This window comes from Chryseobacterium sp. MYb264 (assembly GCF_035974275.1).
GTDB lineage: Bacteria > Bacteroidota > Bacteroidia > Flavobacteriales > Weeksellaceae > Chryseobacterium.
The window spans coordinates 109,294-133,189 of record NZ_CP142422.1; the positions used below are offsets into that span (position 1 = coordinate 109,294).

Annotated in this window: 19 protein-coding genes and 1 pseudogene; 11 read left to right on the forward strand and 9 right to left on the reverse strand. The window is 36.1% G+C overall.

Annotated elements, in window-relative coordinates:
* Positions 1-32 precede the first annotated feature (32 nt).
* The 8 genes and pseudogenes from VUJ46_RS00485 to VUJ46_RS00520 all read right to left on the reverse strand — a co-directional run bounded on the left by VUJ46_RS00485 (position 33) and on the right by VUJ46_RS00520 (position 8,484).
* Positions 33-395, reverse strand: a complete 363-nt coding sequence (locus VUJ46_RS00485; RefSeq protein ID WP_326983056.1) for a response regulator transcription factor — start codon at positions 393-395, stop codon at positions 33-35.
* Between the two features lie 153 nt (positions 396-548).
* Positions 549-854: pseudogene (locus tag VUJ46_RS00490) on the reverse strand (transposase); the annotation flags it as partial.
* A 571-nt stretch (positions 855-1,425) separates the two neighbouring features.
* Positions 1,426-4,110, reverse strand: a complete 2,685-nt coding sequence (locus VUJ46_RS00495; RefSeq protein WP_442784963.1) for an ATP-binding protein — start codon at positions 4,108-4,110, stop codon at positions 1,426-1,428.
* Positions 4,103-4,297 (reverse strand): hypothetical protein, encoded by a 195-nt coding sequence (locus VUJ46_RS00500; protein WP_326983058.1) that lies wholly within the window; start codon positions 4,295-4,297, stop codon positions 4,103-4,105. The genes VUJ46_RS00495 and VUJ46_RS00500 overlap by 8 nt, the downstream gene beginning before the upstream one ends.
* Before the next feature lie 74 nt (positions 4,298-4,371).
* A complete protein-coding gene (locus tag VUJ46_RS00505; RefSeq protein ID WP_326983059.1) occupies positions 4,372-4,599 on the reverse strand; it encodes a DUF6814 family protein in 228 nt (75 codons plus the stop codon).
* A gap of 43 nt (positions 4,600-4,642) precedes the next feature.
* Positions 4,643-6,223 (reverse strand): MFS transporter, encoded by a 1,581-nt coding sequence (locus VUJ46_RS00510; RefSeq protein WP_326983060.1) that lies wholly within the window; start codon positions 6,221-6,223, stop codon positions 4,643-4,645.
* A 271-nt stretch (positions 6,224-6,494) separates the two neighbouring features.
* The gene (locus tag VUJ46_RS00515; RefSeq protein WP_326983061.1) at positions 6,495-7,874 is read right to left on the reverse strand and encodes a porin; all 1,380 of its coding nucleotides are present in this window, start codon (positions 7,872-7,874) and stop codon (positions 6,495-6,497) included.
* A 193-nt stretch (positions 7,875-8,067) separates the two neighbouring features.
* Complete coding sequence (locus VUJ46_RS00520; protein ID WP_326983062.1) at positions 8,068-8,484, reverse strand: IS1/IS1595 family N-terminal zinc-binding domain-containing protein; 417 nt, start codon at positions 8,482-8,484, stop codon at positions 8,068-8,070.
* Positions 8,485-8,644: 160 nt separating this feature from the next.
* Between VUJ46_RS00520 and VUJ46_RS00525 the strand changes: the two genes are divergently transcribed.
* From VUJ46_RS00525 to argH, 8 genes are all read left to right on the forward strand, one after another.
* Positions 8,645-9,334: a GNAT family N-acetyltransferase gene (locus VUJ46_RS00525; protein ID WP_326983063.1), complete on the forward strand. Its 690-nt coding sequence runs from the start codon at positions 8,645-8,647 to the stop codon at positions 9,332-9,334.
* Positions 9,306-10,502 (forward strand): argininosuccinate synthase, encoded by a 1,197-nt coding sequence (argG, locus tag VUJ46_RS00530; protein WP_326983064.1) that lies wholly within the window; start codon positions 9,306-9,308, stop codon positions 10,500-10,502. Before VUJ46_RS00525 ends, argG begins: the two co-directional genes overlap by 29 nt.
* A 70-nt stretch (positions 10,503-10,572) precedes the next feature.
* Positions 10,573-11,553 carry an N-acetyl-gamma-glutamyl-phosphate reductase gene (gene argC / locus VUJ46_RS00535; protein ID WP_326983065.1) on the forward strand — a complete coding sequence of 327 codons (981 nt, stop codon included), beginning with the start codon at positions 10,573-10,575 and terminating at the stop codon, positions 11,551-11,553.
* A gap of 171 nt (positions 11,554-11,724) precedes the next feature.
* On the forward strand, positions 11,725-12,864 hold the full coding sequence (locus VUJ46_RS00540) for an aspartate aminotransferase family protein (RefSeq protein ID WP_326983066.1): 1,140 nt from the start codon (positions 11,725-11,727) through the stop codon (positions 12,862-12,864).
* Positions 12,865-12,876: 12 nt separating this feature from the next.
* A complete protein-coding gene (locus VUJ46_RS00545) occupies positions 12,877-13,833 on the forward strand; it encodes an N-acetylornithine carbamoyltransferase (protein ID WP_326983067.1) in 957 nt (318 codons plus the stop codon).
* A gap of 84 nt (positions 13,834-13,917) precedes the next feature.
* The gene (gene argB, locus VUJ46_RS00550) at positions 13,918-14,712 is read left to right on the forward strand and encodes an acetylglutamate kinase (RefSeq protein WP_326983068.1); all 795 of its coding nucleotides are present in this window, start codon (positions 13,918-13,920) and stop codon (positions 14,710-14,712) included.
* Complete coding sequence (locus tag VUJ46_RS00555; RefSeq protein ID WP_326983069.1) at positions 14,687-15,769, forward strand: M20 family metallo-hydrolase; 1,083 nt, start codon at positions 14,687-14,689, stop codon at positions 15,767-15,769. The genes argB and VUJ46_RS00555 overlap by 26 nt, the downstream gene beginning before the upstream one ends.
* Positions 15,770-16,271: 502 nt before the next feature.
* Positions 16,272-17,576 carry an argininosuccinate lyase gene (argH, locus tag VUJ46_RS00560; RefSeq protein WP_326983070.1) on the forward strand — a complete coding sequence of 435 codons (1,305 nt, stop codon included), beginning with the start codon at positions 16,272-16,274 and terminating at the stop codon, positions 17,574-17,576.
* A gap of 156 nt (positions 17,577-17,732) precedes the next feature.
* On the opposite strand, the gene VUJ46_RS00565 is transcribed toward argH, so the two are convergent.
* Positions 17,733-18,194: an Lrp/AsnC family transcriptional regulator gene (locus tag VUJ46_RS00565; RefSeq protein WP_326983071.1), complete on the reverse strand. Its 462-nt coding sequence runs from the start codon at positions 18,192-18,194 to the stop codon at positions 17,733-17,735.
* 243 nt (positions 18,195-18,437) lie between these two features.
* Here VUJ46_RS00565 and VUJ46_RS00570 point away from each other — a divergent pair, with 243 nt between their 5' ends.
* From VUJ46_RS00570 to carB, 3 genes are all read left to right on the forward strand, one after another.
* Positions 18,438-19,328 carry an aspartate carbamoyltransferase catalytic subunit gene (locus VUJ46_RS00570; protein ID WP_326983072.1) on the forward strand — a complete coding sequence of 297 codons (891 nt, stop codon included), beginning with the start codon at positions 18,438-18,440 and terminating at the stop codon, positions 19,326-19,328.
* Positions 19,329-19,454: 126 nt separating this feature from the next.
* On the forward strand, positions 19,455-20,528 hold the full coding sequence (locus VUJ46_RS00575; protein WP_326983073.1) for a carbamoyl phosphate synthase small subunit: 1,074 nt from the start codon (positions 19,455-19,457) through the stop codon (positions 20,526-20,528).
* A gap of 164 nt (positions 20,529-20,692) precedes the next feature.
* Positions 20,693-23,875 (forward strand): carbamoyl-phosphate synthase large subunit, encoded by a 3,183-nt coding sequence (carB, locus tag VUJ46_RS00580; protein ID WP_326983074.1) that lies wholly within the window; start codon positions 20,693-20,695, stop codon positions 23,873-23,875.
* Positions 23,876-23,896: the final 21 nt, after the last annotated feature.

The window sequence follows — 23,896 nt, forward strand, 5'->3', positions numbered from 1 at the left end:
AGTCTATTGTCTTTTCTCTATTATCTCAAAGTCTATAAAAACATTTCTTCAATCTGCTGCATCAGTTTTTTAATCGAATAAGGTTTTGTTACGTACGCATCAGCTCCCATTTCTAACCCTTTTTCAATATCTTTCGAGTTGTTTTTCGCGCTCAGAAAAATGACCTTGGTGTCTTTTAATTTTTCGTCTTGCTTAATGATTTCCAATGTGCTGTAACCGTCCAGATTCGGCATCATAATATCCAACAAAATCACATCTGGAACCATTGTTTTTAAAAATTCCAACACTTCAGTTCCGTCTCTGGCTATAAAAACATCATATCCGTTTTTCTTGAAACTGTATTCTAATGACATTAATATTTTGTGTTCGTCATCGGCGATAATTATTTTTTTCATTGTGTATTTTTTGCTGTGTTCAACTTCATTGTTTTTAGTTATTTTTAGAGAATCCGTAGGATTCAATTTTAATAGCCGTAGGTGAAACCTATGGACATAATGATTATTCGCATCAAGCCAACCCGTAAGGGTTGAATTTAATTAAATTAATTTTTATTCCGGTTCGATTCCGTGTTCTGCTAAAAGCCTTTTAAATTCATCTTCAAATGTCTCCTTTTTATGATGTTCTTTTTGATTTTTTATATAATTTATTATTCTTTCCTTCTCTTTTATTGAATTGGTGAATGCTCCATAACCTTCCTGCCATTCTGAAAATTCAGGAAATAATCCTGATTCTTTCATCCATAAATTTGTTGCAATTTTAATATCTTTTACCAAATTACTGAGATTTATGTTTGGATGCAGATCACAAAAAATATGAATGTGATCAGGCATTCCGCTAATTCTATGTAGTTTACATTTTTTATTTTTTTAAATACCCCAGATGTATTTGTATAACTCTGCTTCGTTCTTTTCATTTATCGTGGGTTTTCGATATTTTGTTCCGAAGATAATATGATAAAATATTTGTCTGTAGGTTCCCATTTTTCATTTGTGTTTTATTGAACCCTATCGGGTTCGGGGGTTGTGTTTATCTTCTGCTTTCCATAGGTTTCACCTACGGTTACTGTTGTTGGACCCTATCGGGTTCGGATTGGTCTTTGTATTTTTTTTCATAGGTTTCACTTTTGGTCACTTTCTGCTGAACCTTGTCGGTTTCTTTATATTTTGTGTTTTGCATTAGTAATAACTATTTTTTCATTGTTTATTTCTTTGTCACTCAACAGTATTTTTTTTATAGGTATTTAAAATCCGTAGGATTCAATTTTAATAGCCGTAGGTGAAACCTATGGACATAATGATTATTCGCATCAAGCCAACCCGTAAGGGTTGAATTCAACCAATATAAATTTTATTGAGCCCTATCGGGTTCGGATCGTTTTTTTTTCATAGGTTTCACCTACGATTGCTGTTATTGATCCCTGTCGGGTTACCCATCATTAATAATATGTGCTCTTGGTAGCATAATCGTAAAAGTCACGCCCAGTCCGCTATTTTCTGCTTTTATGATCCCGCCTTGCGCCTGAACGATTTTTTTGCAGATCGCCAGTCCAAGTCCGCTTCCGGTCGGTTTTAAAATATTCTGATTTTTCGACTGATAAAATTTATCGAAAATCATTTCAAGATCTTCTTCAGGGATTGTTTTTCCGGTATTGAAAATTTTAATGACCAATTGATCGTCCTTTTCAGATAATTTAGCCTGAATAGTTCCTTGCTCATCGGTAAATTTTAAAGCATTTCCTAAAATATTCTGAAATAATTGAATCATTCTCGCTTCATCATAATCAAACAAAAATTGATTCAGAAGATTTACTTCACTTAAATGAATATTTTTCTGCTGAATTAAGTGTAGAAGCGGATTTAATGCTTTTTTATAGGTTTCAATAATATTGTTTTCCTGAATATTTAAAACAATTTCACCGTGTTGAAGTTTATCGAGATACAGAATATCATTGATGATTTCGCTTAATCGGTCTGATTCTGTGATAATATTATTTAAAAATTCTCTTTTGATATCTAAAGGGATATCGTCGTCATCCGCTAAAATCTCTCCCGCCGAACGAATCGCGGTAATCGGAGTTCTTAATTCGTGGGCAACTGAATCTAGAAAGTCATCTTTCTGATGGTCTTTGATGATTAAACTTTCATTGGCTTTTCGTAGATCATCGGACAGTTTTTGAAGCTCTTCAGATTGTTCCGTCAGTTTTTTATTGAGTGTAATATTTTCTTTAGATTCTTCTAAAATGTTTAAAACTTCCTTTAAGGATATTTTATCTTCTTTGGTGACGCCTTCAATTAAAATCTTTGCAGAAGCTGTTCCAATTCGCCCTGCTAGAAGATTTTCTGAAAATTTGATGAATCTGGAATCGGCAGTTTCGGTTTGAGAATCAATATTATATTTTAAATTGAAGATTCTTAAAGCCTGTTCTGTTTTATTTTTACCTAAAAATCTTTCCAAAATATTCTTAATATCCGAAACATAAGCTGTTCCTCGCCAGATAAAGGCATTTTCGTGATTTTGAATGTATTTGTCAATGTCGACATACAGTTCAGCGAAATTTCTTTCGCGGTAATTTCCTTTTACACTTACGGAAATGATGCTGAAAAAAGCTGTGTTTACCAAAATCGACCAAAAGAAAATCTGCGGAATTCTGCCTAAAAAAGATATTTTAAAGAAATCAAAAGCATTGTACATATCTCTCAAGGCTCCTTTAAGTTCTTGATTGTAGGAAAAATAGTATTGAGGAATTATTAATCCGAAATAGCAAATCGCTAATCCCGCTAACAGGCCAATGACAGCGCCTTTATAAGTTCCTCTTCGCCAGAAAATAGCTCCGAAAAAGGCCGGAGCCAATTGGGCAATGACAACAAACGAAATCAAACCAACCGAATCGAGCGATGTTTTTAGAATAAAATATTTATAAAAGGCAAATGCCATGATGATCAGAGCGAAAATGCTGAATTTTCTGATGTTGGTAATGCTTCTTGTGTTCTGAATTTCGTTTTCAGATTTAAATTTTCCCAACAAACCATACGGGATAATTAAGTTGTTGGAAAGCATGATGGATAAGGTGATCGCCGAGATAATAATCATCGAAATACATGAACTTAGCCCTCCCAGAAAAACAAAAACTGTAATTAAGGTATTGTCAAAATGCTGGGGAATCAAAATAGAGTAGAACTCAGGATTTACGTTTTGTCCTTGGAAAATCAGTCTTCCGGCCCAAGCAATCGGGAATATAAATACCGTGAAAATCAATAAATAAAGCGGGAAAAACCAAATGGCTGTTTTGATGTGTTTTTCCTGTCGATTTTCTACGATAGCCGTGTGAAACTGTCTCGGAAGAATGCAGATCGCAGTTCCTGAAATTAGACAGAGAACCATCCAGTTCATTGCACCTTCAACACCATTAAATGTATTTTTTGCCTTAAAATCTTTAAACTGACTCGCCTTCTGGTAGATGTCTGAAAATCCGTCAAATACAAAATAAATAACAAAAAATCCTAAAATAATGATGAAGAATAATTTAAGAAAACTTTCCAACGCAATTGCTGAAATAATTCCCAGACGTTTTTCTGAGGCGTCCACATATTTGGTTCCGTAATAAGATGAAAACAAGGCAATTAAAATCACCACAAATGTTGCGTTATCTGTTAAAATATTTTTCGACATCGGCGTTTCTGTCACCAGATGAAAAGTTTCAGAAATCGCTTTTATCTGTAATCCGATATAGGGGACAATTGCCAAAAGACAGACAATTGTAATGATGGCACTAAAACTTCTGCTGTTTCCGTACCTTAATGAAATAAAATCTGCTAAACTGCTGATTTTATTGACTCTTGAAATCCTTACTATTCGGGTGTTAATGTAGATCCATGCCGGAATGACCATAATGGGGCCAATATAAATGGGAAGGTAATTGAGTCCGCTTGTTGCCGCAACTCCGATGCTTCCGTAATACGTCCAAGCCGTGCAGTACACTGCCAGAGAAAGCGCGTAGATATAAGGATTGTTGATCCAAAGCTTACTCTTTTTCTTCTCCGCCAAATGGGCGACTAAGAACAAAAGCGCCAGATAAAACAAAACCACGGTAAACAACGCGAAACTACTCATCATACTTTTTTACGATTACAAAAGAAATAATGATGGAAACCATCCAGACAGCGAAAATATAAATCAACATCATTGGATACCCAAAAACTTCACTATCACTGTTGAATAACAATGAAACAGGAATGCTGAAGGCAATCAGAAGTCCGATGCTCAGGATGATTAGCTTTTGTTCGTGTCTTTTTTTCATACATAATAATTGATAAAAGATAATTGATGAATAGATGCAGAATCATTCATCAATTATCATTCATCGTTTATAAATTAAACTTTATCGTCAGAGTATTCTCCTGTCAGCGAATAGTATCCGAAAATCGCCATTCCGCCTGATATAATTGGCATTAAAACAAAGAGAATAATGATTCCGAAAACCAGATCTTCCTGTTTTCCTGATGATATTTTAGGGATTCCCATTACGGTAATTCCGAAATATCCCACCACCAGCGCGATGGCTATCCAAAGTATACCTAATATTTTTTTTAGTCCGTTCATTTTCGTAGTTTTAAAATTAATAAAAAATTAAGTGATTTCGTGCTTAATCATGAATATTATTGTTCTTATTTTTAAGATAAAATAATCCGATCAATAAGCAGACGGCGGCAACTCCAATCGGGTACCAAAGTCCTTCCAGATACCATGTTGCGTGTCCTGCTTCTTTTCCCGTTGTTACCAAATAAGTAGCAACTGCCGGAAGTAATCCTCCAAATACCCCATTTCCAATATGATAAGGTAGAGACATGGAGGTATAACGAATTCTCACCGGGAACATTTCCACTAAAAATGCCGCTATCGGGCCGTAAACCATTGTCACAAAAATCACCTGAATGAAGACTAAAAATACGAGATACCATTTTGTATCGTCCGCTAATTTTACTGTTTGAGAAACTTTTGCTTCTTCAGCTTTTCCGTCTTTCATTATTGGACCTGCTGCAGACCAATGAATAATACTGTCTTTTTTAATCAAAGTTCCGTCGGTGAAAAGGGTTTCTTTATGGAATGTTACCAAGCTGTCGGTTGCAATGTCTTTATGGATTTTGGCTGTTCTTTTTTCTGTAATTCCGTTGGCGGCAACGGTTTTGGTTTCGAGGTTGACACTTTTAAACATGGCATCATAAATCGGTCGGTACGCTAAAATTGCCACCAGCATTCCGGTCATCATGATGGCTTTTCGCCCGATTTTATCAGAAAGCCATCCGAAAAATACGAAGAATGGAGTTCCTAGAAGTAAAGCCGTTGCCATTAATGAGTCAACTTGTGCGGATTCTACATTCATTACTTTTTGAAGGAAGCTCATCGCGTAGAATTGCCCTGTATACCAGATAACTCCTTGTCCCATCGCGGCTCCGAATAATGCCAATAAGACAAATTTGAAATTGAATTTATTTCCGAAACTTTCTTTTAAAGGATTTTTGGATGTTTTTCCTTCGCTTTTAGCCTTGGCAAAAAGCGGTGATTCTTTCATGTTTTTTCTAATGACATAAGAAACTCCCACCATTAAAATCGAGATCCAAAACGGAACTCTCCATCCCCAACCGTCAAATTCTTCGGCAGAAAGTGTGTTTTTTGTAATTAAGATCACAATTAATGAAATGAAAAGCCCAGCGGTTGCTGTTGTCTGAATCCATGATGTCCAGTAACCTCTTCTGTGTGGCTGTGCGTATTCGGCAACATAGGTCGCAGCCCCTCCGTATTCACCTCCTAAAGCCAATCCTTGTAGTAGTCTTAAAATTAAAACTAAAACCGGCGCCATAAATCCTATGGTTTCATAACTTGGAATACATCCGATCAGGAATGTTGAGAATCCCATGATTAATAAAGTAACCAAAAAGGTATATTTTCTTCCGATGATATCTCCCAATCTTCCGAAAAATAAGGCTCCGAAAGGTCTTACCACAAATCCTGCTGCAAAAGTAGCAAGCGTAGATAAAAATGCTGCGGTCGGGTTATCTGCCGGGAAAAATTTCGTTGCTAAAACAATAGCCAAACTTCCGAAAATGTAGAAGTCATACCATTCTATCAATGTGCCGAGTGATGATGCAGTAATAACGCTCCATATCGTGCGGTTTTTCTGCTTATCGGTCATATTTTCGTAGGCGTCGTGATGATTTTCGCTCATATTGTTGGATTTAATGTTAGTTTAAATTGATATTGAGTTTTTTTGAATATTATAAAAAATAATTTTGTTGTTGGTTCTCGCAAAGGCGCAAGAGAGGTTTTATCTGATTTAATTTATAAGGCGCAAAGATTTTATCTTCGATAAAATTTGAACGTTATATTTTTTTTATATTCTCCTTTCACACTGAGCTTGTCGAAGTGTTTTTAAATTTGAAAATTTTTACGTGTAAAAAAATGTCTTGTTATTATGAAAATTTAGTTGAATAATGTTTTTATAAATAAATATGGAACTGCACAATAAATTCTCCTTTAGATTTCGGACTTTCCGTCGGGCTTGTATAAACCGGTCTTGTGGAATATTGTGTTGTAATTTTTGCGTGATGTCCATCTATGAGCCAGTTAGCGCCAACGTCAAATTGTGATGAAGATTTATCAAACGCTTCAAAGCTTTTATGCGTATACGCTGCAAATGGCTGAATTCTGATTTTCGGTTTCTCAGATTGACTTGGTAACAGTAAACCCGCCTGTGCATAGATAATATTACCTGTTCCTATCATAGGTTGTAGGTTTCCGGGGCCTGCAATAGCTTTATCGCCAATAAAATTAGGATCTGAAGAGGCAATATTCATGGTGCCTAGATTTCTCATATAATTCGGACCGAATTGATAGTTGTAATAACCTGCATACGCCGAAACCGCCATTTTGTTTTTAGCATTTCCCAAAGGAATATCTGCAAAAGCATCCACTGCAACGAGTGTAATGTCGTGTTTTTCAATATTAGAGTTTACAGAGGTTCTCGTTCCATCTTTTTGATGATAAAAACCTGCACCAACATTGAAAACTTTTTTCGTTCCTAAATAAGAACCTACTTTGAAAGGCAATAGATTAGATTCTTCATCCAAAAATTGATATTCAATATATCCTGCTTTTGAAAAATTGGGATTTCCGTTATTATCAACGGCTACGGCTTTCGATGGATCGGTAACGTTTGCAGGCGTTAAATCTGTTGCAAATGGTTTGTTTAAGCTAAAACGATATTCAAATTTACCATATTTTCCTTTCGCGAACATTCCTAATTGTCTTGCGAACTGATCGGAATTGTCAATCAAAGGCCATGAAAAAATAGGAGAATCAAGAGTCAGGAAATTCAGTGTTGAAGCCATGGTCATTCGGGAAAGTCCCATGTAGTAATGCAATCCGGCTCCTAAGGTTAAACTGAATTTGCCAGCTTCTCCGGGCATAATAACCGCATATTCATTCCAGGCATCGTGAAAAAACAGTTGTGTTTTTTTACCGTTTCCGTTTCCTCCTGTTCCGGTAGTTCCTGGTGCGCCGCCATTGATAAAGGTTTGATTATTGATCCCGAAATGTCCCAAAATCATATATCTTTTGGTGATTTGGGCGTAGGCTAAAAGACGTAATCTGCGGTTTCCTAAGCTCCATGAATTGTCAGTTGCTTCACCGCCAACCATACTTCCGGGGTTCATTTGGGTGTTTCTCAACCAAAACTGATCCCATAAAATAAATCTGACGTATTTATCGCCCTCTTGGTTGAGGTTAATTTTTAAGCCGCTACCATAATCAGGAGAACCTTGAGCATATAAAGAATTACTGATTAAAGCTAATCCAATAAAAGTGAGTAGTTTCTTCATAAATTATCAATTTTTGGCGTTGTTTTTTATGAAAGCCAAATTGTAATTAATAATTTAGTTACAGAAATTTAATATATATTAATGGTAATAGTATACGTAGTTTTGGATTTAATATTTTTTTGTTCAATATTTACAGTTTTGAGATTTTATTTAAAAATTATACAATATGCTTATTTGTAGGTGTTTGTGTTAATTATTTTTTAAATCGTTCCCATTTTATCAACATATATTTATCAGCAAATTGGGTGATAATTAATCCTGAATTTTTAATATTTTCCTCCTTGCTCATGTATTCGATGAGTTCGTTTTGCTTTAAAATTTTATATACCGGATGAAACTCAGAATGGGGTGGTCTTGTGATATTGTATTTCTTAATCCATGAGCTGATAGTAACGTGAGAAACGCCGATAATTCTTTCAATTTCCCGAAAGCTTAAGCCTTCAAGATATAGCTGTAAAGCCTTTGTTACGTAATAATCATCAATTTGCTTTCCTAATTTTTTAACGGTAAAATAGTACTTGCAGTCTTTGCAAAGGAAGCGTTGTTTTTCATTAACGATTCCGCTTTTTACCACTTTGGTACTGTTGCATTTCGGACATTGATTTTCCATATCTATACCTTTTTAGCAAATATATAATAATTTAGCAAAATATTAAATTAACTTAAAGATAATTTTACCTGTGTATTTATTTTAAACAAAAATATTATCTTTTTTATTTGGTTATTAAAGTTATTATGTTTTAAATTTGCCAAAAAATTCAGATAAATAAATGGAAATAGAAATTTCCTCATCCATACATCTAATGTATGTGAGTGAAATACAGCAGGAAATGTACGATTCTGCACAGCGTAGAGGAACGGGTATAGCCAAACGTTCTATAGAATATTTAAGTAAAAAGATTTCAGATGGGAATGCTGTGGTTGCTACTGAAAATGGAGAGTGGGTAGGTTTCTGTTATATAGAAACCTGGTCGCATGGTCAGTTTGTGGCTAACTCGGGGTTGATTGTTTCGCCAAAATATAGGGAAAGAGGAGCAGCAACTTTAATTAAGCATAAAGTTTTCCAATTATCTAGAGATAAATATCCGAATGCGAAGGTTTTCGGACTTACCACGGGACTTGCCGTGATGAAGATTAACAGTGATTTAGGCTATAAGCCAGTTATTTATTCTGAACTGACTCAGGATGAAGAATTTTGGAACGGCTGTAAGAACTGTGTGAACTACGAAATTTTAATGAAAAAAGAACGTAAAAACTGCCTTTGTACGGCTATGCTTTTCGTTCCTGAAAATATAACAAAAAACGGAGCTGCCCATACGCAGCCGGAAATTAAATATAGCAATGAAATGAGCCAAACCGATATTGAGTATTCTGTACAAAATTCTCTTGGCGAATTCCAGATGACCATTAAAAACAATAAAAAGAGTCCAGATGAAAAAGAAAGTCATCTTAGCGTTTAGCGGAGGTTTGGATACCTCTTACTGTGCTAAATATCTTAGTGAAACATTAGGATATGATGTATATGCAGTTACTGTAAATACCGGAGGTTTTTCTAAAGAAGAAGAAAAAGAGCTGGAGAAAAAAGCCTTCAATCTTGGGGTAAAAGAGTACAGGTGCGTAGATGCTCAGGAAGATTATTACAATTCTTGCGTGAAGTATTTGATTTTTGGAAATGTACTGAAAAACAATACCTATCCATTATCTGTAAGTGCGGAACGTACGATTCAGGCTCAGGAAATTGCAAAATTTGCGATTGAAGTTGGAGCTGATGCGATCGCTCACGGAAGTACGGGAGCTGGGAATGATCAAGTTCGTTTTGATTTGATTTTTCAGGTGATGTGCCCGAATGTAGAAATCATTACGCCGATTCGAGATATGGCTTTGTCCCGTGAAGAAGAAATCGAGTTTTTGAAAAGTCATGGTTACGAAATGGAATTCCATAAAGCACAATATTCTGTAAATAAAGGACTTTGGGGAACTTCAGTGGGTGGGAAAGAAACTTTGACTTCAAGAAATTATCTTCCCGAAGAAGCTTTTCCTTCCCAAATTAAAGAAACTCAGCCTTCCGAACTGGAAATTGAGTTTAAAAATGGAGAAGTTGTAGCGGTAAATGGTGAAAATTTTGAACATTCCGTTTATGCGATTCAAAAAATTGAAGAATTAGCTTCTGCTTATGGAATCGGTAGAGATATTCACGTTGGAGATACGATTGTTGGGATTAAGGGAAGAGTTGGTTTTGAAGCGGCGGCGGCATCTGTGATTATCAAAGCGCACCATTTATTGGAAAAACATACGCTTTCAAAATATCAGCAGATGATGAAGTCTCAATTGTCAGATTGGTATGGAAACTGGCTTCATGAAGCGCTTTTCTTAGATCCTGTGATGAGAAATATCGAGTCTTTCTTGGTTGATTCTCAAAAAACGGTCAGCGGAAAAGTTTTTGTAACCCTACATCCTTACCGATTTATTTTGAATGGAATTGAATCTCAACATGATTTAATGTCTGATAAATTCGGAAGCTACGGCGAAGCTAATAGAGCATGGACTGGTGATGACGTGAAAGGTTACACGAAAATTGTAAGTAATTCTTTAAATATATATCATCAGATTAATCAAAATATAAACTAAAATGAAGTCCTGATGGGACGACTTAATTCAGGATAGGATGAAAATCCTATTAAATTCAGAAATAATAAAAATGATTAATCAACAAGAAATAAAAACAGCAGGAATTATCGGAGCCAACGGTTATACGGGAAGCGAACTGGTTCGTCTGCTGGCTTTTCATCCTCATGTGTCTTTGAGTTTTTTATATAGTCGTTCGAATTCGGGTATAAAAAATTCAGATTTATACCCGGATTTAGCGACAGTTTGTGAGATGGTTTTAACGGATCAGCCTGAAGAAGTCGATATTTTATTTTTATGTCTTCCTCACAAAGAAAGCCAGAATTGGCTGACTCAAAATCCTGTAAAAGATTCAACGCTGGTCATTGATTTAGGAAATGATTTTCGTTTAGACGGCAATTTAGGAGAAAGAAATTTCATCTACGGTTTGCCTGAAATCAACAAAAAACAACTTTCAGGAGCAAAAAGTATTGCTAATCCGGGATGTTTTGCAACAGCAATTCAACTGGCTTTGCTTCCTTTAGCTCAAAAAGGTTTGTTGAATGAAGTGTATACAACGGGAATTACGGGATCAACAGGTGCTGGACAGTCTTTACAAGCGACAACGCATTTTACCTGGAGGAATGATAATATTTCGGCGTATAAAACTTTGACACATCAGCATGTGGATGAGATTTTACAGCAATTAATTTCTTTTAATCATAATGAAATCAGTCTCAATTTTGTTCCATGGAGAGGGGATTTTGCGAGAGGAATTTTTACGAGTTCCACGGTGAAAACAGATGTAGGAATTTCAGATATTGAGCAATTGTTTAAGGATTTTTATGCAGGTGAGCCTTTTGTAAAGGTAAGCGACAAAGCAATTGATATGAAGCAGGTTGTCAACACGAATCGCTGCGTGATTCATATAGAAAAGAGTGGAAATGTTGCGGTTATTCACTCAGCGATTGACAATTTGTTGAAAGGAGCTTCCGGACAGGCGGTTCAAAATATGAATATCGCCATGAACTGGGAAGAAAATTCAGGATTAAACTTAAAACCGATCGCTTTTTAAACGTGAATGGCCAATAAGTTAATAGTAAATTTTTAATGGGAGTTTCCAAGTCTTGAACTTTTGTTTCTTTTGTTTGACTGCTTCGAATCTTCGATTTCAAGACACAAAGAAATTAATAAAAGATAGTTATTAGAAAAACCAACAACTATCAACCAAAAACAATCAACTAAGATGAATTTATTCAACGTATATCCATTATTCAACATAAATCCGGTAAAAGCTCAGGGGTCATTTCTTTGGGACAATAAAGGAGAAAAATATCTTGATTTTTACGGAGGTCACGCTGTGATTTCTATTGGGCACAACCATCCGCATTATCAGACTCAATTAAAAAACCAGTTAGATAAAATATCTTTCTATTCCAACTCGGTTCAGAATGAATTGCAAACTGAATTGGCTGAGAAATTAGGAAAACTTTCAGGATTGGAAGATTATAATCTGTTTTTATGTAATTCAGGAGCTGAAGCGAACGAAAATGCTTTAAAACTGGCTTCTTTCCATAACGGAAAAAATAAAGTGCTGTATTTTTCAGGTTCATTCCACGGAAGAACTTCAGCGGCAGTTTCGGTGACGGATAATCCTAAAATTGTAGCTCCGGTAAATTATGATGAAAGATTTATTAAATCTGAATGGAATAATATCGAACAGCTTGAAGAAGTTTTTGAAAAACAAGGAAGTGAAATTTCATCCGTTATTATTGAAGGGATTCAGGGCGTTGGCGGAATTATGATTCCGACCATTGAATTTTTAACTAAAATCAAAGAATTGTGTGAAAAACATGATGTCGTTTTGATTTTGGATGAAGTTCAGTCAGGCTACGGAAGAAGCGGTTATTTCTTTGCTCATCAGGAATTCGGAATTGAAGCTGATATCATCACAACGGCAAAAGGAATGGGAAATGGCTTCCCGATTGGTGGCGTTTTGATTCATCCGAAATTTCAGGCAAGTAACGGTTTGTTAGGAACAACTTTTGGCGGAAATCACTTAGCTTGTGTTGCGGCGATTGCGGTGCTGGACGTGATGAAAGATGAAAATCTCATCGAAAATGCTCAGGAAATGGGAGCTTATATTGAAAATGAATTGAAAGATTTTCCACATATTAAAACGATCCGAAGGAAAGGATTGATGATTGGGATCGAACTCGACAGGGATTGCTCAGAAGTGAGGAACAGCCTGTTGTACAATCATCATATTTTCACGGGAAATTCTAATGATAAGGCTGTGTTGAGGATTCTTCCGGCGCTTAACATTAAAAAAGAAGAAACTGATTTGTTCATCAGTGCTTTAAAAACTGTTTTAGAAAATCTTTAAAATCAATTCAAAATGAAAAAATTCACCTCTGTAAGTGATGTTGAAAACTTACAGGATATTATAAAGAAAGCGTTACAAATTAAAGAAAATCCTCTTTCGGAAACCGAGAAAGGAAAAGGAAAAACGATCGGACTTGTATTTTTAAATTCAAGTTTGAGAACCCGTTTAAGCAGTCAGATTGCAGCGCAAAATTTAGGCTTAAATGTTTTAACATTAAATGCCGCTCAGGAAGCATGGAATTTAGAATTTGCAGACGGTGCGGTGATGAACGGCGATACAGTTGAGCATATCAAAGATGCGATTGAGGTATTAAATCAATATTGTGACATCATTGCGGTTCGTTGTTTTGCAGGAATGAAAAGTAAGGAAGATGATGTGAACGAAAGCATTTTAAGCCAGTTCGAGCAACATGCAAAAGTTCCGGTTATTTCCTTGGAATCTGCAACGCGCCACCCTTTACAGAGTTTGGCAGATTGCATTACGATCACTGAAAATTGGAAAGAAGAACGTAAACCTAAAGTGGTTTTAACCTGGGCGCCTCACATCAAACCAATCGCTCATGCGGTTGGAAATTCTTTTGCAGAATGGATGCAGGAAATGGATGTTGAGTTGGTAATTACTAATCCTGAAGGTTATGATTTGGATAAAAACTTTACAAAAGACGTACAAGTAATCCATGATCAGGATGAAGCGTTAAAAGATGCCGATTTTATCTATGTTAAAAACTGGTCGTCTTTTGATGATTATGCAGCGATGCCAGAAGTAAAAGAAAGCTGGATGTTGACGAATGAAAAACTGGAAAATACCAATCAGGCAAAGGTAATGCACTGTCTTCCGGTTCGTCGAAATGTAGAATTGAGCGATGAGGTGATGGATGGTGAAAATTCGATCATTTATCAGCAGGCAAAAAACCGAATTTTCTCCGCACAAGCTGTTTTCTCTGAAATCTTGGACGAATTGAATTCTTAACAATTAAAGATCACGCAAACCTTGTCAAGGTTTTAAACCTTGACAAGGTTCTCACAAAATTGAAGATTCTCAAAAAAGGTTTGTATGAAAGAAAAATTATACATCATAAAAATTGGCGGAGCATTAATTGATGACGAAGAGTTATTAGAGCAATTCTTAGAGCAGTTTGCAGAAATTCAGGACAAGAAAATTCTTGTTCATGGTGGTGGAAAATTGGCGACAACTTTAGCAGATAAACTAGGGGTTGAACAGAAAATGATCAATGGACGAAGAATCACCGATAAAGAGACTCTGGATATTGTGGCGATGGTGTATGCAGGAGGGATTAATAAAAATATTGTCGCGAAGCTTCAGTATAAAAAATGCAAGGCAATGGGTTTTTCCGGAGCAGATGCGAATTTAATTAAAGCTAAAAAAAGAGAACACGCAGAAATCGATTTCGGATTTGTGGGAGATATTACTGAAAAAAGCGTCAATAAAAAGCTGATTTCAAAATTGTTAAAACTGGAACTGGTTCCCGTATTTTCAGCAATTACCCACGATAAAAAAGGACATCTTTTTAATACAAACGCAGATACGATTGCGTCGGTTATCGCTCAGTCTTTGTCGGAGAAGTATGATGTTGAATTGTTGTATTGTTTCGATAAAGAAGGCGTTTTGGAAGATGTAAACGATCCTGAATCTGTTATAAAAAATATTTCCGAAGAAGAATTTTCAACCTTAAAAGAGGAAGGGAAACTTCATAAAGGAATTCTTCCCAAGTTAGAAAACGCTTTGGGGGCAGTGAAAAATAATGTAAATAAGGTATTCTTAATTAAAGAAACCGAACTAAAAAACCATATAGAGTATCATCATGCAGGAACTGAAATCTGTTTATAGTAAAGAAGAATTACTGAATAATGCAGTAGAATTGTTGAAAAAACTGATTGAAATTCCGTCATTCAGCAAAGATGAATTTAATACGTCCGTGGAGATTGAAAATTTTTTCAAAAAACATCAGATTCCGACAAAACGTTTTAAAAATAACATCTGGGCAGTGAATAAAAATTTTGATGTTTTCAAACCATCGATTTTACTGAACACCCATCACGACACTGTAAAACCGAATAAGGCTTACACGTTGGATCCGTTTTTACCTATTGAGAAAGATGGTAAATTATTCGGATTGGGAAGTAACGATGCTGGCGCTTCTTTGGTTTCGATGGCGCAGGTTTTTTTACATTTTTTTGATAAAGAAGATTTAAAATATAATTTAGTTATTGCTTTGACGGCCGAGGAGGAGATTTCAGGGTTTGACGGGATCGAAGCTTTATTTCCGCAGCTTCCGAATGTGGAGCTCGCCATTGTAGGAGAACCCACGCAGATGAATCTGGCGATTGCGGAAAAGGGACTTTTGGTCATTGACGGGGAAATGAAAGGTACTCCTTCTCACGCCGCTCATCCGAATAACGATAACTCGATTATCAAATGTATGGAAGATCTTCAGAATATTCTGAACTTCAAATTTCCTAAAATTTCAGATTATTTGGGTGAAGTTAAAGTTACGCTATCAGGAATTCATGCCGGAGTTCAGCATAATGTGGTTCCGGAATCTTGTGCTTTTACTTTAGATGTAAGAGTTACGGACGAATATTCTAATAAAGAAGCTTTCGAAATCATCCAATCTCAGATGAAATCAACTTTGACGGCAAGATCGTTCAGATTAAATTCTTCAAAAATTGAAATGGATCACCCTTTTGTTCAGGCCGGTCTGGAAATCGGAAGGTCAACTTATGGTTCACCAACATCCTCAGATCAGGCGATTATTCCTTGTACTTCTGTAAAGCTTGGACCTGGCGATAGTAGGCGCTCTCACACAGCGGATGAATTTATTGTCATCGAGGAAATTGCGGAAGGAATTGAGATTTACATCAAGATTTTAGAGAAAGTTTTATAGGCTGGAAGCGGGGAGATGGATGATGGAAGTCTATGAAGTGTAAAGGTATTGACCTAGGAAAATGGAGCGTTAAGAAAAATAATTTTATAAGCGTTAATAAAATCCCACTTTTTGAGTGCGACATAAATTTAGAATCGAAGAACCAGTATTCAATTCGCACGAGTTTTGGGATTTTTAGAGAATAAAAATATTTTTTAGTGGAAGTTTCCAGTCTTGAAATAACATTCGCCGACTTTACGGAGGCAATTTTTGTTTCTTTTGTTTGACTACGTCGAATCTTCGATTTTAAGACAAAAGAAATTTATAAAAAAATAATTAATTTTTTACTGTTTTGACCGTACTCAGCAGGCGATGAAGTTGGGCTGTTTTTAATAGGGATTTATGCAAAAATTAAAATTAAAAATGAAAGGCTTTACCATGTGGAAATGTTTATTGCTTGTACAAAATAATAAGGGAGTTCTGCTGAGTTGTCAAAACAAACAAAATTTTTAAAGAAAAAAATATGAAAAAGATATGGCAGAAAGATGATAATGCCACCAATATATTAGTTAATAAGTTCACGGTCGGAAAGGATCTTGATTTTGATGAGCGTTTGGCAAAATACGATGTCAAAGGTTCCATGGCGCACTGTAAAATGTTGGCAGAAGTTGGAATTATTACCCACGAAGAATCAAAGCAGATGTTATCTGTTTTAGCAGAAATTTTAGAAGATATCGAAAACGGAACGTTTGAGATTGATAAAAATGCGGAAGATATTCATTCGCAGGTTGAATCTATTTTAATTGAAAAATTAGGAGATACCGGAAAGAAAATTCATACGGCGCGTTCAAGAAATGATCAGGTTTTACTGGATATCAAATTATATTTGGTTGATGAAATTCGTGAAATTACCGCTTTAACAGACGAATTCTTTCAAATATTAATCCAATTGGCAGAGCAGCATAAAAACGTGTTGCTTCCAGGATATACGCATTTGCAGATTGCGATGCCTTCGTCCTTCGGATTATGGTTTGGAGCGTACGCAGAAGCTTTGTTGGATGATGTTGAAATGTTATTTTCAGTGAAAAATATCATTAATAAAAATCCGCTAGGTTCGGCGGCGGGCTATGGTTCGTCTTTCCCGATTGATCGTGAGAGTACGACCTATAATTTAGGCTTTCAGTCGATGAATTATAATTCTGTTTATGCTCAAATGACGCGTGGAAAATCGGAGAAAATGTTATCGATGGCAATGGCGACTTTGGCAGGAACTTTAGGTAAGTTTTCTTATGATGTTTGCCTGTATTTAAGTCAGAATTTTGATTTTATCAGTTTCCCTAAAGAGTTTACGACGGGAAGCAGTATCATGCCACATAAAAAAAATCCGGATATTTTCGAATTGGTTCGGGCGCGTTGCAACAGAATTCAATCGTTGCCAAATGAGTTTATTTTGTTGACGAATAATCTTCCTTCGGGTTATCACAGAGATATGCAGCTGACGAAAGAAATCCTTTTCCCTGCAATAGATTCATTAAAAGAATGTCTGGAAATTTTAAATTATACATTACCAAATATTCAGGTGAAAGATGGGATTCTGGAAGATGAAAAGTATAAATATCTTTTCAGCGTTGAGAAAATCAATGAAGAAGTAAAAAATGGAAGTTCATTCCGGGATGCGTATGTAAAAGTAGGGCAGGAAATTGAAAATAATGAGTTTGATTTTGAAATCGGAAATCTAAACCATACCCATCAGGGAAGCATCGGAAATCTTTGTCTCGATAAGATAGAATATCAGTTTAATAAGCTGAAAAATAAATTATTGGGTTGATCGTTTTAAACGAAAAACTTTAGGTGCTCCGGCACGCTCAGCATGACATCTCTAATACAAACTGCTTTATTAGCGATTTATTTGAAGCGTTGTCATGATGAGCGAAGTCGAAGCATCTTTAATTTATTAAGAAGATGATTGGATACAATTTAAATTTTAATCCAGATCAATTTTAAATTTAGTTGATTTTTTAACCTCGTGAAGTACAATAGAACTGTGATATTGTCCTATGTTAGGAATGTTTGAAATGATATTCACGGCAAATTCATTATAAGAGTTAATATCTTTTGCAATGATTTTCAACATATAATCATATTCTCCGGAAAGACTGATGATTTCCTGAACTTCATCGTGTTTTCCAATGTTTTTCTCGAATGTTTCCAAAACTTTTTGGGATTGTTCTTTCAGACGAACATTACAGTAGACAACAATATTCAGACCGAGTTTTTCACGATTCAAAAGACCTACATATTTCTCAATAATTCCGTTTTTTTCCAGTTGTTTGATACGTTCATAGGTGGGAGTAAAGGTAAGTCCTATTTTTTCAGAAATTTCTTTCACCGAATAGGTTGAGTCTTCCTGAATTATACTGAGAATCATTCTGTCTTTTAAATCCATATCATAAGGTTGAGTGGTAACAAAAATAATATTTATAAATGAAAATAACGAGAGATTAAGTTTTTTTAATCCAAATCAAAATTTGATTTTGGTGGTTTGTGAAATTTTTGTATCTTTGCACCTAATGAATAACACAGTATTTATATCATTAGAATTACCGGGCGTAGACGCCCTTTACGATATTTATTTATAGTAAGCGAAGATATTTTCTTCGCTTTTTTTTTGTAAAAAATTTAAGATATTATGTTTACAATTACAGAACTAAGCACCGAGAGAATCAATAGTATAGTAGAAGAAGCACTGGCTTTTGCCAATGGGAAAACCGCTAAAATAGAAGGAGAAGTTTTTTGTTCCAATCTTTTCTTTGAAGACAGTACGAGAACGAAAACAAGTTTTGATATTGCCGAAAGAAAATTAGGATTACAGGTGGTTCCCTTTGATGCCTCTCACAGTTCGGTAAACAAAGGTGAAAGTCTATATGACACGGTAAAAACAATTGAGAGTGTTGGGGTCAACCTTGTTGTAATCAGAGATAAGAAAGACCGATATTTTGAAGAATTAAAAAATATAAAGATTCCTGTGATCAACGGAGGAGACGGAACGGGGAACCACCCATCTCAATGTATGCTGGATCTAATGACGATCTATCAGGAATTCGGAAAGTTTGAAGGTTTAAAAATAGGAATCGTTGGAGATGTAAAACACAGCCGAGTTGCCAATTCAAATGCTGAAGCTTTAAGAAGATTAGGAGCTAAAGTATACTTCTCAGGACCGGAACAATGGTTTGATGAAGGCGCTTTAATCAACGGAACATATTTAAGTGTTGATGAGTTAATCGCTGAAGTGGATGTTTTAATGTTATTAAGAATCCAACATGAAAGGCACGATTCACAAATGAGTTTCTCGGCTTCAGATTACCACAGAAAATATGGGTTGACGAAAGAAAGAGAAAAAGCAATGAAAAAGGAAGCGATCATCATGCATCCAGCTCCAATCAACAGAGGAGTAGAAATTGATACAGATTTGGTAGAATGCGAACGTTCAAGAGTTTTCAAACAAATGCAGAACGGTGTTTTCGCAAGAATGGCGATTTTAAAAGAAGCCTTAGAAAAAGAAGGATATACTTTTAAGTAAGAATCAAGGAAAAAGTAAAACACTCACAATTCCCCTCCTCTGGAGGGGTGTCAAAAATTCAAAGAATTTTTGACGGGGTGGTTAAAAGAAAAATAGAAAGTAAAAAAGAAAATCTAAATAAAGAAAATGAAGAAAAAGTTAATACTGGAGTCCGGTGAAGTGTTTCATGGAGAAGGTTTCGGAGCAGAATTGGAAACTGCAGGAGAAGTGGTTTTCAATACCGGAATGACAGGGTATCAGGAACTGATTTCTGACCCATCTTATTGCGGTCAGATTGTGTGTATGACCTATCCATTAATCGGAAACTATGGGATTAATAGAGATGATTATGAGAGTATAGAACCGGCAATTAAAGGTCTTATCGTAAAAGAACTTTGTGATTTACCATCGAATTTCCGTACTCAGATTACTTTAGATGAATTATTTAAAAAGAAAAACCTTTCAGGAATTTCAGGAATCGACACCAGAAGACTGACAAGAATTCTTCGTAACTACGGAGTGGTAAAAGGGAAGATTGTAAACGCTGATGCTGATGAAAATACAGTCGTTTCAGAATTAAAATCAACAAACTTTCCAACCAACCAAGTGGAAATGGTTTCTACAAAAACGCCTTACGCAAATCCGGGAAGAGGTTTGAAAGTAGTATTGGTAGATTTTGGTTCTAAATTAGGGATTATCAGAGAATTATCTCAAAGAAACTGCGATATCACAGTGGTTTCTCAGGATGTAACCGCAGAAGAAATTTTGTTGATGAATCCGGACGGAGTAATGTTGTCAAACGGTCCTGGAGATCCTGAAGATAACCAGCAAGCTCTTGAAATGATTAACGGAATCTTAGGAAAAGTTCCAATTTTCGGAATCTGTTTAGGTCACCAATTGATCGGTTTGGCTTGTGGCGCAAAAACTTTCAAATTAAAATTCGGACACAGAGGAGGAAATCACCCGGTGTTGGATTTAGAGAAAAATACGGTAGCGATCACTTCTCAAAACCACGGTTATGCCGTCGATCAGGAAAGTTTGAAAAATACAGATTTAATTGAAACACACATCGCATTGAACGACAGAACAAACGAAGGTCTGAAACACAAAATTCACCCTTGTTTCTCAGTTCAGTATCACCCGGAAGCAAGTCCAGGTCCAGAAGATGCGAACTACTTATTTGATGAGTTCATTGAATTAATGGAAAACTTCAAAAAGTAATACGGTAAGTTTGTCATTCTGAACGAAATGAAAGCGAAGTGAAGAATCTTTACAAATAAAGTTTAGATTCCTACGGAATGACAATGTGTGAAAAAATTAAGTCAAATCAAAAACGCTGGAAAGTCTGAAATCTGACATCTGGCATCTCATATCTAAAATAAAAAATGGCAAAACGTACAGATATAAAAACAATTTTAGTAATCGGTTCAGGCCCAATCATCATCGGTCAGGCGGCGGAATTTGATTACGCAGGAACGCAGGCTTGTCTGTCTTTGAAGGAAGAAGGCTACAAGGTAATTTTGATCAACTCAAACCCTGCAACGATTATGACGGATGTTGAAATCGCAGATAAAGTATACATCGAGCCGATTTCACTACAGTTTGTAAGTCATATCATCAGAAAAGAGCGTCCAGATGCGCTTTTACCAACTTTGGGAGGACAAACAGGTCTTAACATGGCGGTAGAATTAGAAAAATCAGGAATTCTTGAAGAATGTAAAGTTGAGGTTTTAGGAACAAAACTTTCAGCGATCAACAGAGCGGAAGACAGAGATTTGTTCCGTGAATTGATGAGAGAATTGAACGAGCCTGTTCCAGAATCAGACATCGTAAATACGGTAGAAGGAGCATTAAATTTTGCTGATAATATCGGGTATCCTGTAATTGTTCGTCCAGCCTTCACCATGGGTGGAACAGGAGGTGGTATCGCTTCCAACGAGGTTGAATTGAAAGAAATCGCTGAATTAGGATTGAAACATAGCCCGGTAACTCAGTGTCTGATTGAAAAATCAATCGCAGGTTTCAAAGAAATTGAATATGAAGTAATGCGTGATGCAAACGACAACGCGATTGTGGTTTGTAACATGGAAAATATAGATCCTGTTGGAGTTCACACAGGAGATTCAATCGTTGTGGCGCCTTCTCAGACACTTTCAGACAGAGAGTATCAGTTGTTGAGAAACGCTTCACTAAAAATCATCAGAGCTTTAGGAATAGAAGGAGGATGTAACGTACAGTTGGCGTTAGACCCACATTCATTCGACTATTATATCATCGAAGTTAACCCAAGAGTTTCCCGTTCATCAGCTTTAGCATCAAAAGCAACAGGGTACCCGATTGCTAAGATCGCTGCCAAAATCGCAGTAGGATTAACTTTAGATGAAATCATGAATCCGGTTACAGGTAAGACTTATGCTTGTTTCGAACCGGCTTTGGATTATGTGGTAACTAAATTCCCAAGATTCCCATTCGATAAGTTTGAAACTGCGGACAGAAGACTTTCTACCCAAATGAAAGCTACAGGAGAAGTAATGGCTATCGGAAGAAACCTTGAAGAATCTTTACAGAAAGCCATCCGTTCATTAGAAACAGGGATCAAGCATTTAGGATTAAAAACTAAACAGGCTGCAGCTTTAACAGCAGAAGAAATCGAAAGAAGAATCAGAGTTTGTGATGACGAAAGATTGTTCATCATCGGTGATGCTTTAAGAAGAGGTTACGATTGGGAACAAATTGTAGAATGGAGCAAAATAGATAAATTTTTCATTTGGAAATTAAAGAAATTAGTTGATTTCGAGAAAGTTATCGCTGAAAATAAATTTGACAAAGAAACTTTAATTGAAGCTAAAAGATTAGGTTTTGCAGATGTAAATATCGCTGTTCTTTGGGATGTAACAGAGCGTGAAGTTTTCAATTTCAGAAAAGAAAACGGAGTAATGCCGGTTTACAAAATGGTAGATACTTGCGCCGCAGAATTCGAGTCTGAAACGCCATATTTCTATGGAACTTACGAAGAAGAAAACGAAAGCGTTGTTTCGGATAAAGAAAAAATCATCGTTTTAGGTTCAGGACCCATCAGAATCGGACAGGGAGTTGAGTTTGATTACGCAACCGTTCACTCGGTTTGGGCGATCAAAGAAATGGGTTACGAAGCGATTATCATCAACAATAACCCTGAAACGGTTTCTACAGACTTCTCGATTTCAGATAAATTATACTTCGAGCCTTTAACGGAAGAAGATGTAATGAACATCATCGAACTGGAAAAACCAAAAGGTGTTGTAGTACAATTCGGAGGTCAGACAGCGATCAACTTAGCTGATAAATTGGCTTCTCATGGAGTTCAAATTTTAGGAACTTCTCTGGAAGACTTAGACAGAGCTGAAAACAGAGATAAATTCGAAAAAGCCCTTCAGGAAATGGGAATTCCGCAACCCTTAGGAAAAACTTCAACTTCGAAAGAGGAAGCGATAAAAATTGCCAACGAAATCGGTTATCCGGTATTGGTTCGTCCAAGTTATGTTTTGGGAGGTAGAGCAATGGAAATTGTGTACACAGAATCAGAATTAGCTCACTATATGGAATTTGCGGTAGAAGCAAGCCCGGATCAGCCAATCTTGGTTGATAAATATATGGTCGGAAAAGAAGTGGAAGTGGATGCAATTTGCGATGGCGAAACGGTGGTAATTCCTGGAATTATGGAGCATATCGAAAGAGCGGGAGTTCACTCCGGAGACTCAATTGCGGTGTATCCTCCACAAAATATTTCACAAAGTGAGATCGATACTTTGGTTGATTATACCAAAAGATTGGCAAAAGGATTAAACGTAATCGGATTAATGAACATCCAATACGTTCTTTTCGATGGAAATGTATATGTAATCGAGGTAAATCCACGTTCATCGAGAACGGTTCCTTTCTTGTCAAAAATCACGGAAGTGCCGATGGCAAATTTGGCTACAAAAGCAATTTTAGGTAAGAAACTGAAAGATCTAGGCTACGAAAGCGGATTGGTTCCGAATAAAGAAGGTGTTTATGTAAAAGTTCCTGTGTTCTCTTTCTCAAAACTTACGAAAGTTGACATCTCTTTAGGCCCAGAAATGAAGTCTACAGGAGAGGTTATGGGGAAAGATACAACGCTGGAAAAAGCGCTTTACAAAGGTTTGGTTGCTGCAGGAATGAAACTTCCTACTCACGGTTCGATCTTGTTTACAGTTGCAGATAAGCACAAGCAGGAAGCAGCTGATTTGGCAGCAAGATTCCATGAAGTTGGTTTCAGAATCTGGGCAACGGAAGGAACTGCTAAATTCTTCGAAGAAAAAGGAATTCCTTGTAAAATCGGATATAAAATTGATGAGGATAACGTAAATCTTATCGATTTGATTCAGAAAGGAAAAGTTCAATACGTTGTAAACACGACTACGAAAGGGAAGCAAGCCGAAAGAGATGGTTTCCAGATCAGAAGAATGAGTGTTGAAAACGGTGTTCCATGTTTAACATCAATGGATACAGTTGAAGCAATTCTTAAAGTTCTTGAAAGCATGAGCTTTAAAATGGAAACGATGTAGTTTTCAGTTTAAGATAAAATA

Bases quoted from the DNA above. Each gene is read 5' to 3' on its own strand.
- VUJ46_RS00485 (WP_326983056.1), bottom strand. From the start codon at position 395: ATGAAAAAAATAATTATCGCCGATGACGAACACAAAATATTAATGTCA.
- VUJ46_RS00495 (WP_442784963.1), bottom strand. From the start codon at position 4,110: ATGAGTAGTTTCGCGTTGTTTACCGTGGTTTTGTTTTATCTGGCGCTT.
- VUJ46_RS00500 (WP_326983058.1), bottom strand. From the start codon at position 4,297: ATGAAAAAAAGACACGAACAAAAGCTAATCATCCTGAGCATCGGACTT.
- VUJ46_RS00505 (WP_326983059.1), bottom strand. From the start codon at position 4,599: ATGAACGGACTAAAAAAAATATTAGGTATACTTTGGATAGCCATCGCG.
- VUJ46_RS00510 (WP_326983060.1), bottom strand. From the start codon at position 6,223: ATGAGCGAAAATCATCACGACGCCTACGAAAATATGACCGATAAGCAG.
- VUJ46_RS00515 (WP_326983061.1), bottom strand. From the start codon at position 7,874: ATGAAGAAACTACTCACTTTTATTGGATTAGCTTTAATCAGTAATTCT.
- VUJ46_RS00520 (WP_326983062.1), bottom strand. From the start codon at position 8,484: ATGGAAAATCAATGTCCGAAATGCAACAGTACCAAAGTGGTAAAAAGC.
- VUJ46_RS00525 (WP_326983063.1), top strand. From the start codon at position 8,645: ATGGAAATAGAAATTTCCTCATCCATACATCTAATGTATGTGAGTGAA.
- argG (WP_326983064.1), top strand. From the start codon at position 9,306: ATGAAAAAGAAAGTCATCTTAGCGTTTAGCGGAGGTTTGGATACCTCT.
- argC (WP_326983065.1), top strand. From the start codon at position 10,573: ATGATTAATCAACAAGAAATAAAAACAGCAGGAATTATCGGAGCCAAC.
- VUJ46_RS00540 (WP_326983066.1), top strand. From the start codon at position 11,725: ATGAATTTATTCAACGTATATCCATTATTCAACATAAATCCGGTAAAA.
- VUJ46_RS00545 (WP_326983067.1), top strand. From the start codon at position 12,877: ATGAAAAAATTCACCTCTGTAAGTGATGTTGAAAACTTACAGGATATT.
- argB (WP_326983068.1), top strand. From the start codon at position 13,918: ATGAAAGAAAAATTATACATCATAAAAATTGGCGGAGCATTAATTGAT.
- VUJ46_RS00555 (WP_326983069.1), top strand. From the start codon at position 14,687: ATGCAGGAACTGAAATCTGTTTATAGTAAAGAAGAATTACTGAATAAT.
- argH (WP_326983070.1), top strand. From the start codon at position 16,272: ATGAAAAAGATATGGCAGAAAGATGATAATGCCACCAATATATTAGTT.
- VUJ46_RS00565 (WP_326983071.1), bottom strand. From the start codon at position 18,194: ATGGATTTAAAAGACAGAATGATTCTCAGTATAATTCAGGAAGACTCA.
- VUJ46_RS00570 (WP_326983072.1), top strand. From the start codon at position 18,438: ATGTTTACAATTACAGAACTAAGCACCGAGAGAATCAATAGTATAGTA.
- VUJ46_RS00575 (WP_326983073.1), top strand. From the start codon at position 19,455: ATGAAGAAAAAGTTAATACTGGAGTCCGGTGAAGTGTTTCATGGAGAA.
- carB (WP_326983074.1), top strand. From the start codon at position 20,693: ATGGCAAAACGTACAGATATAAAAACAATTTTAGTAATCGGTTCAGGC.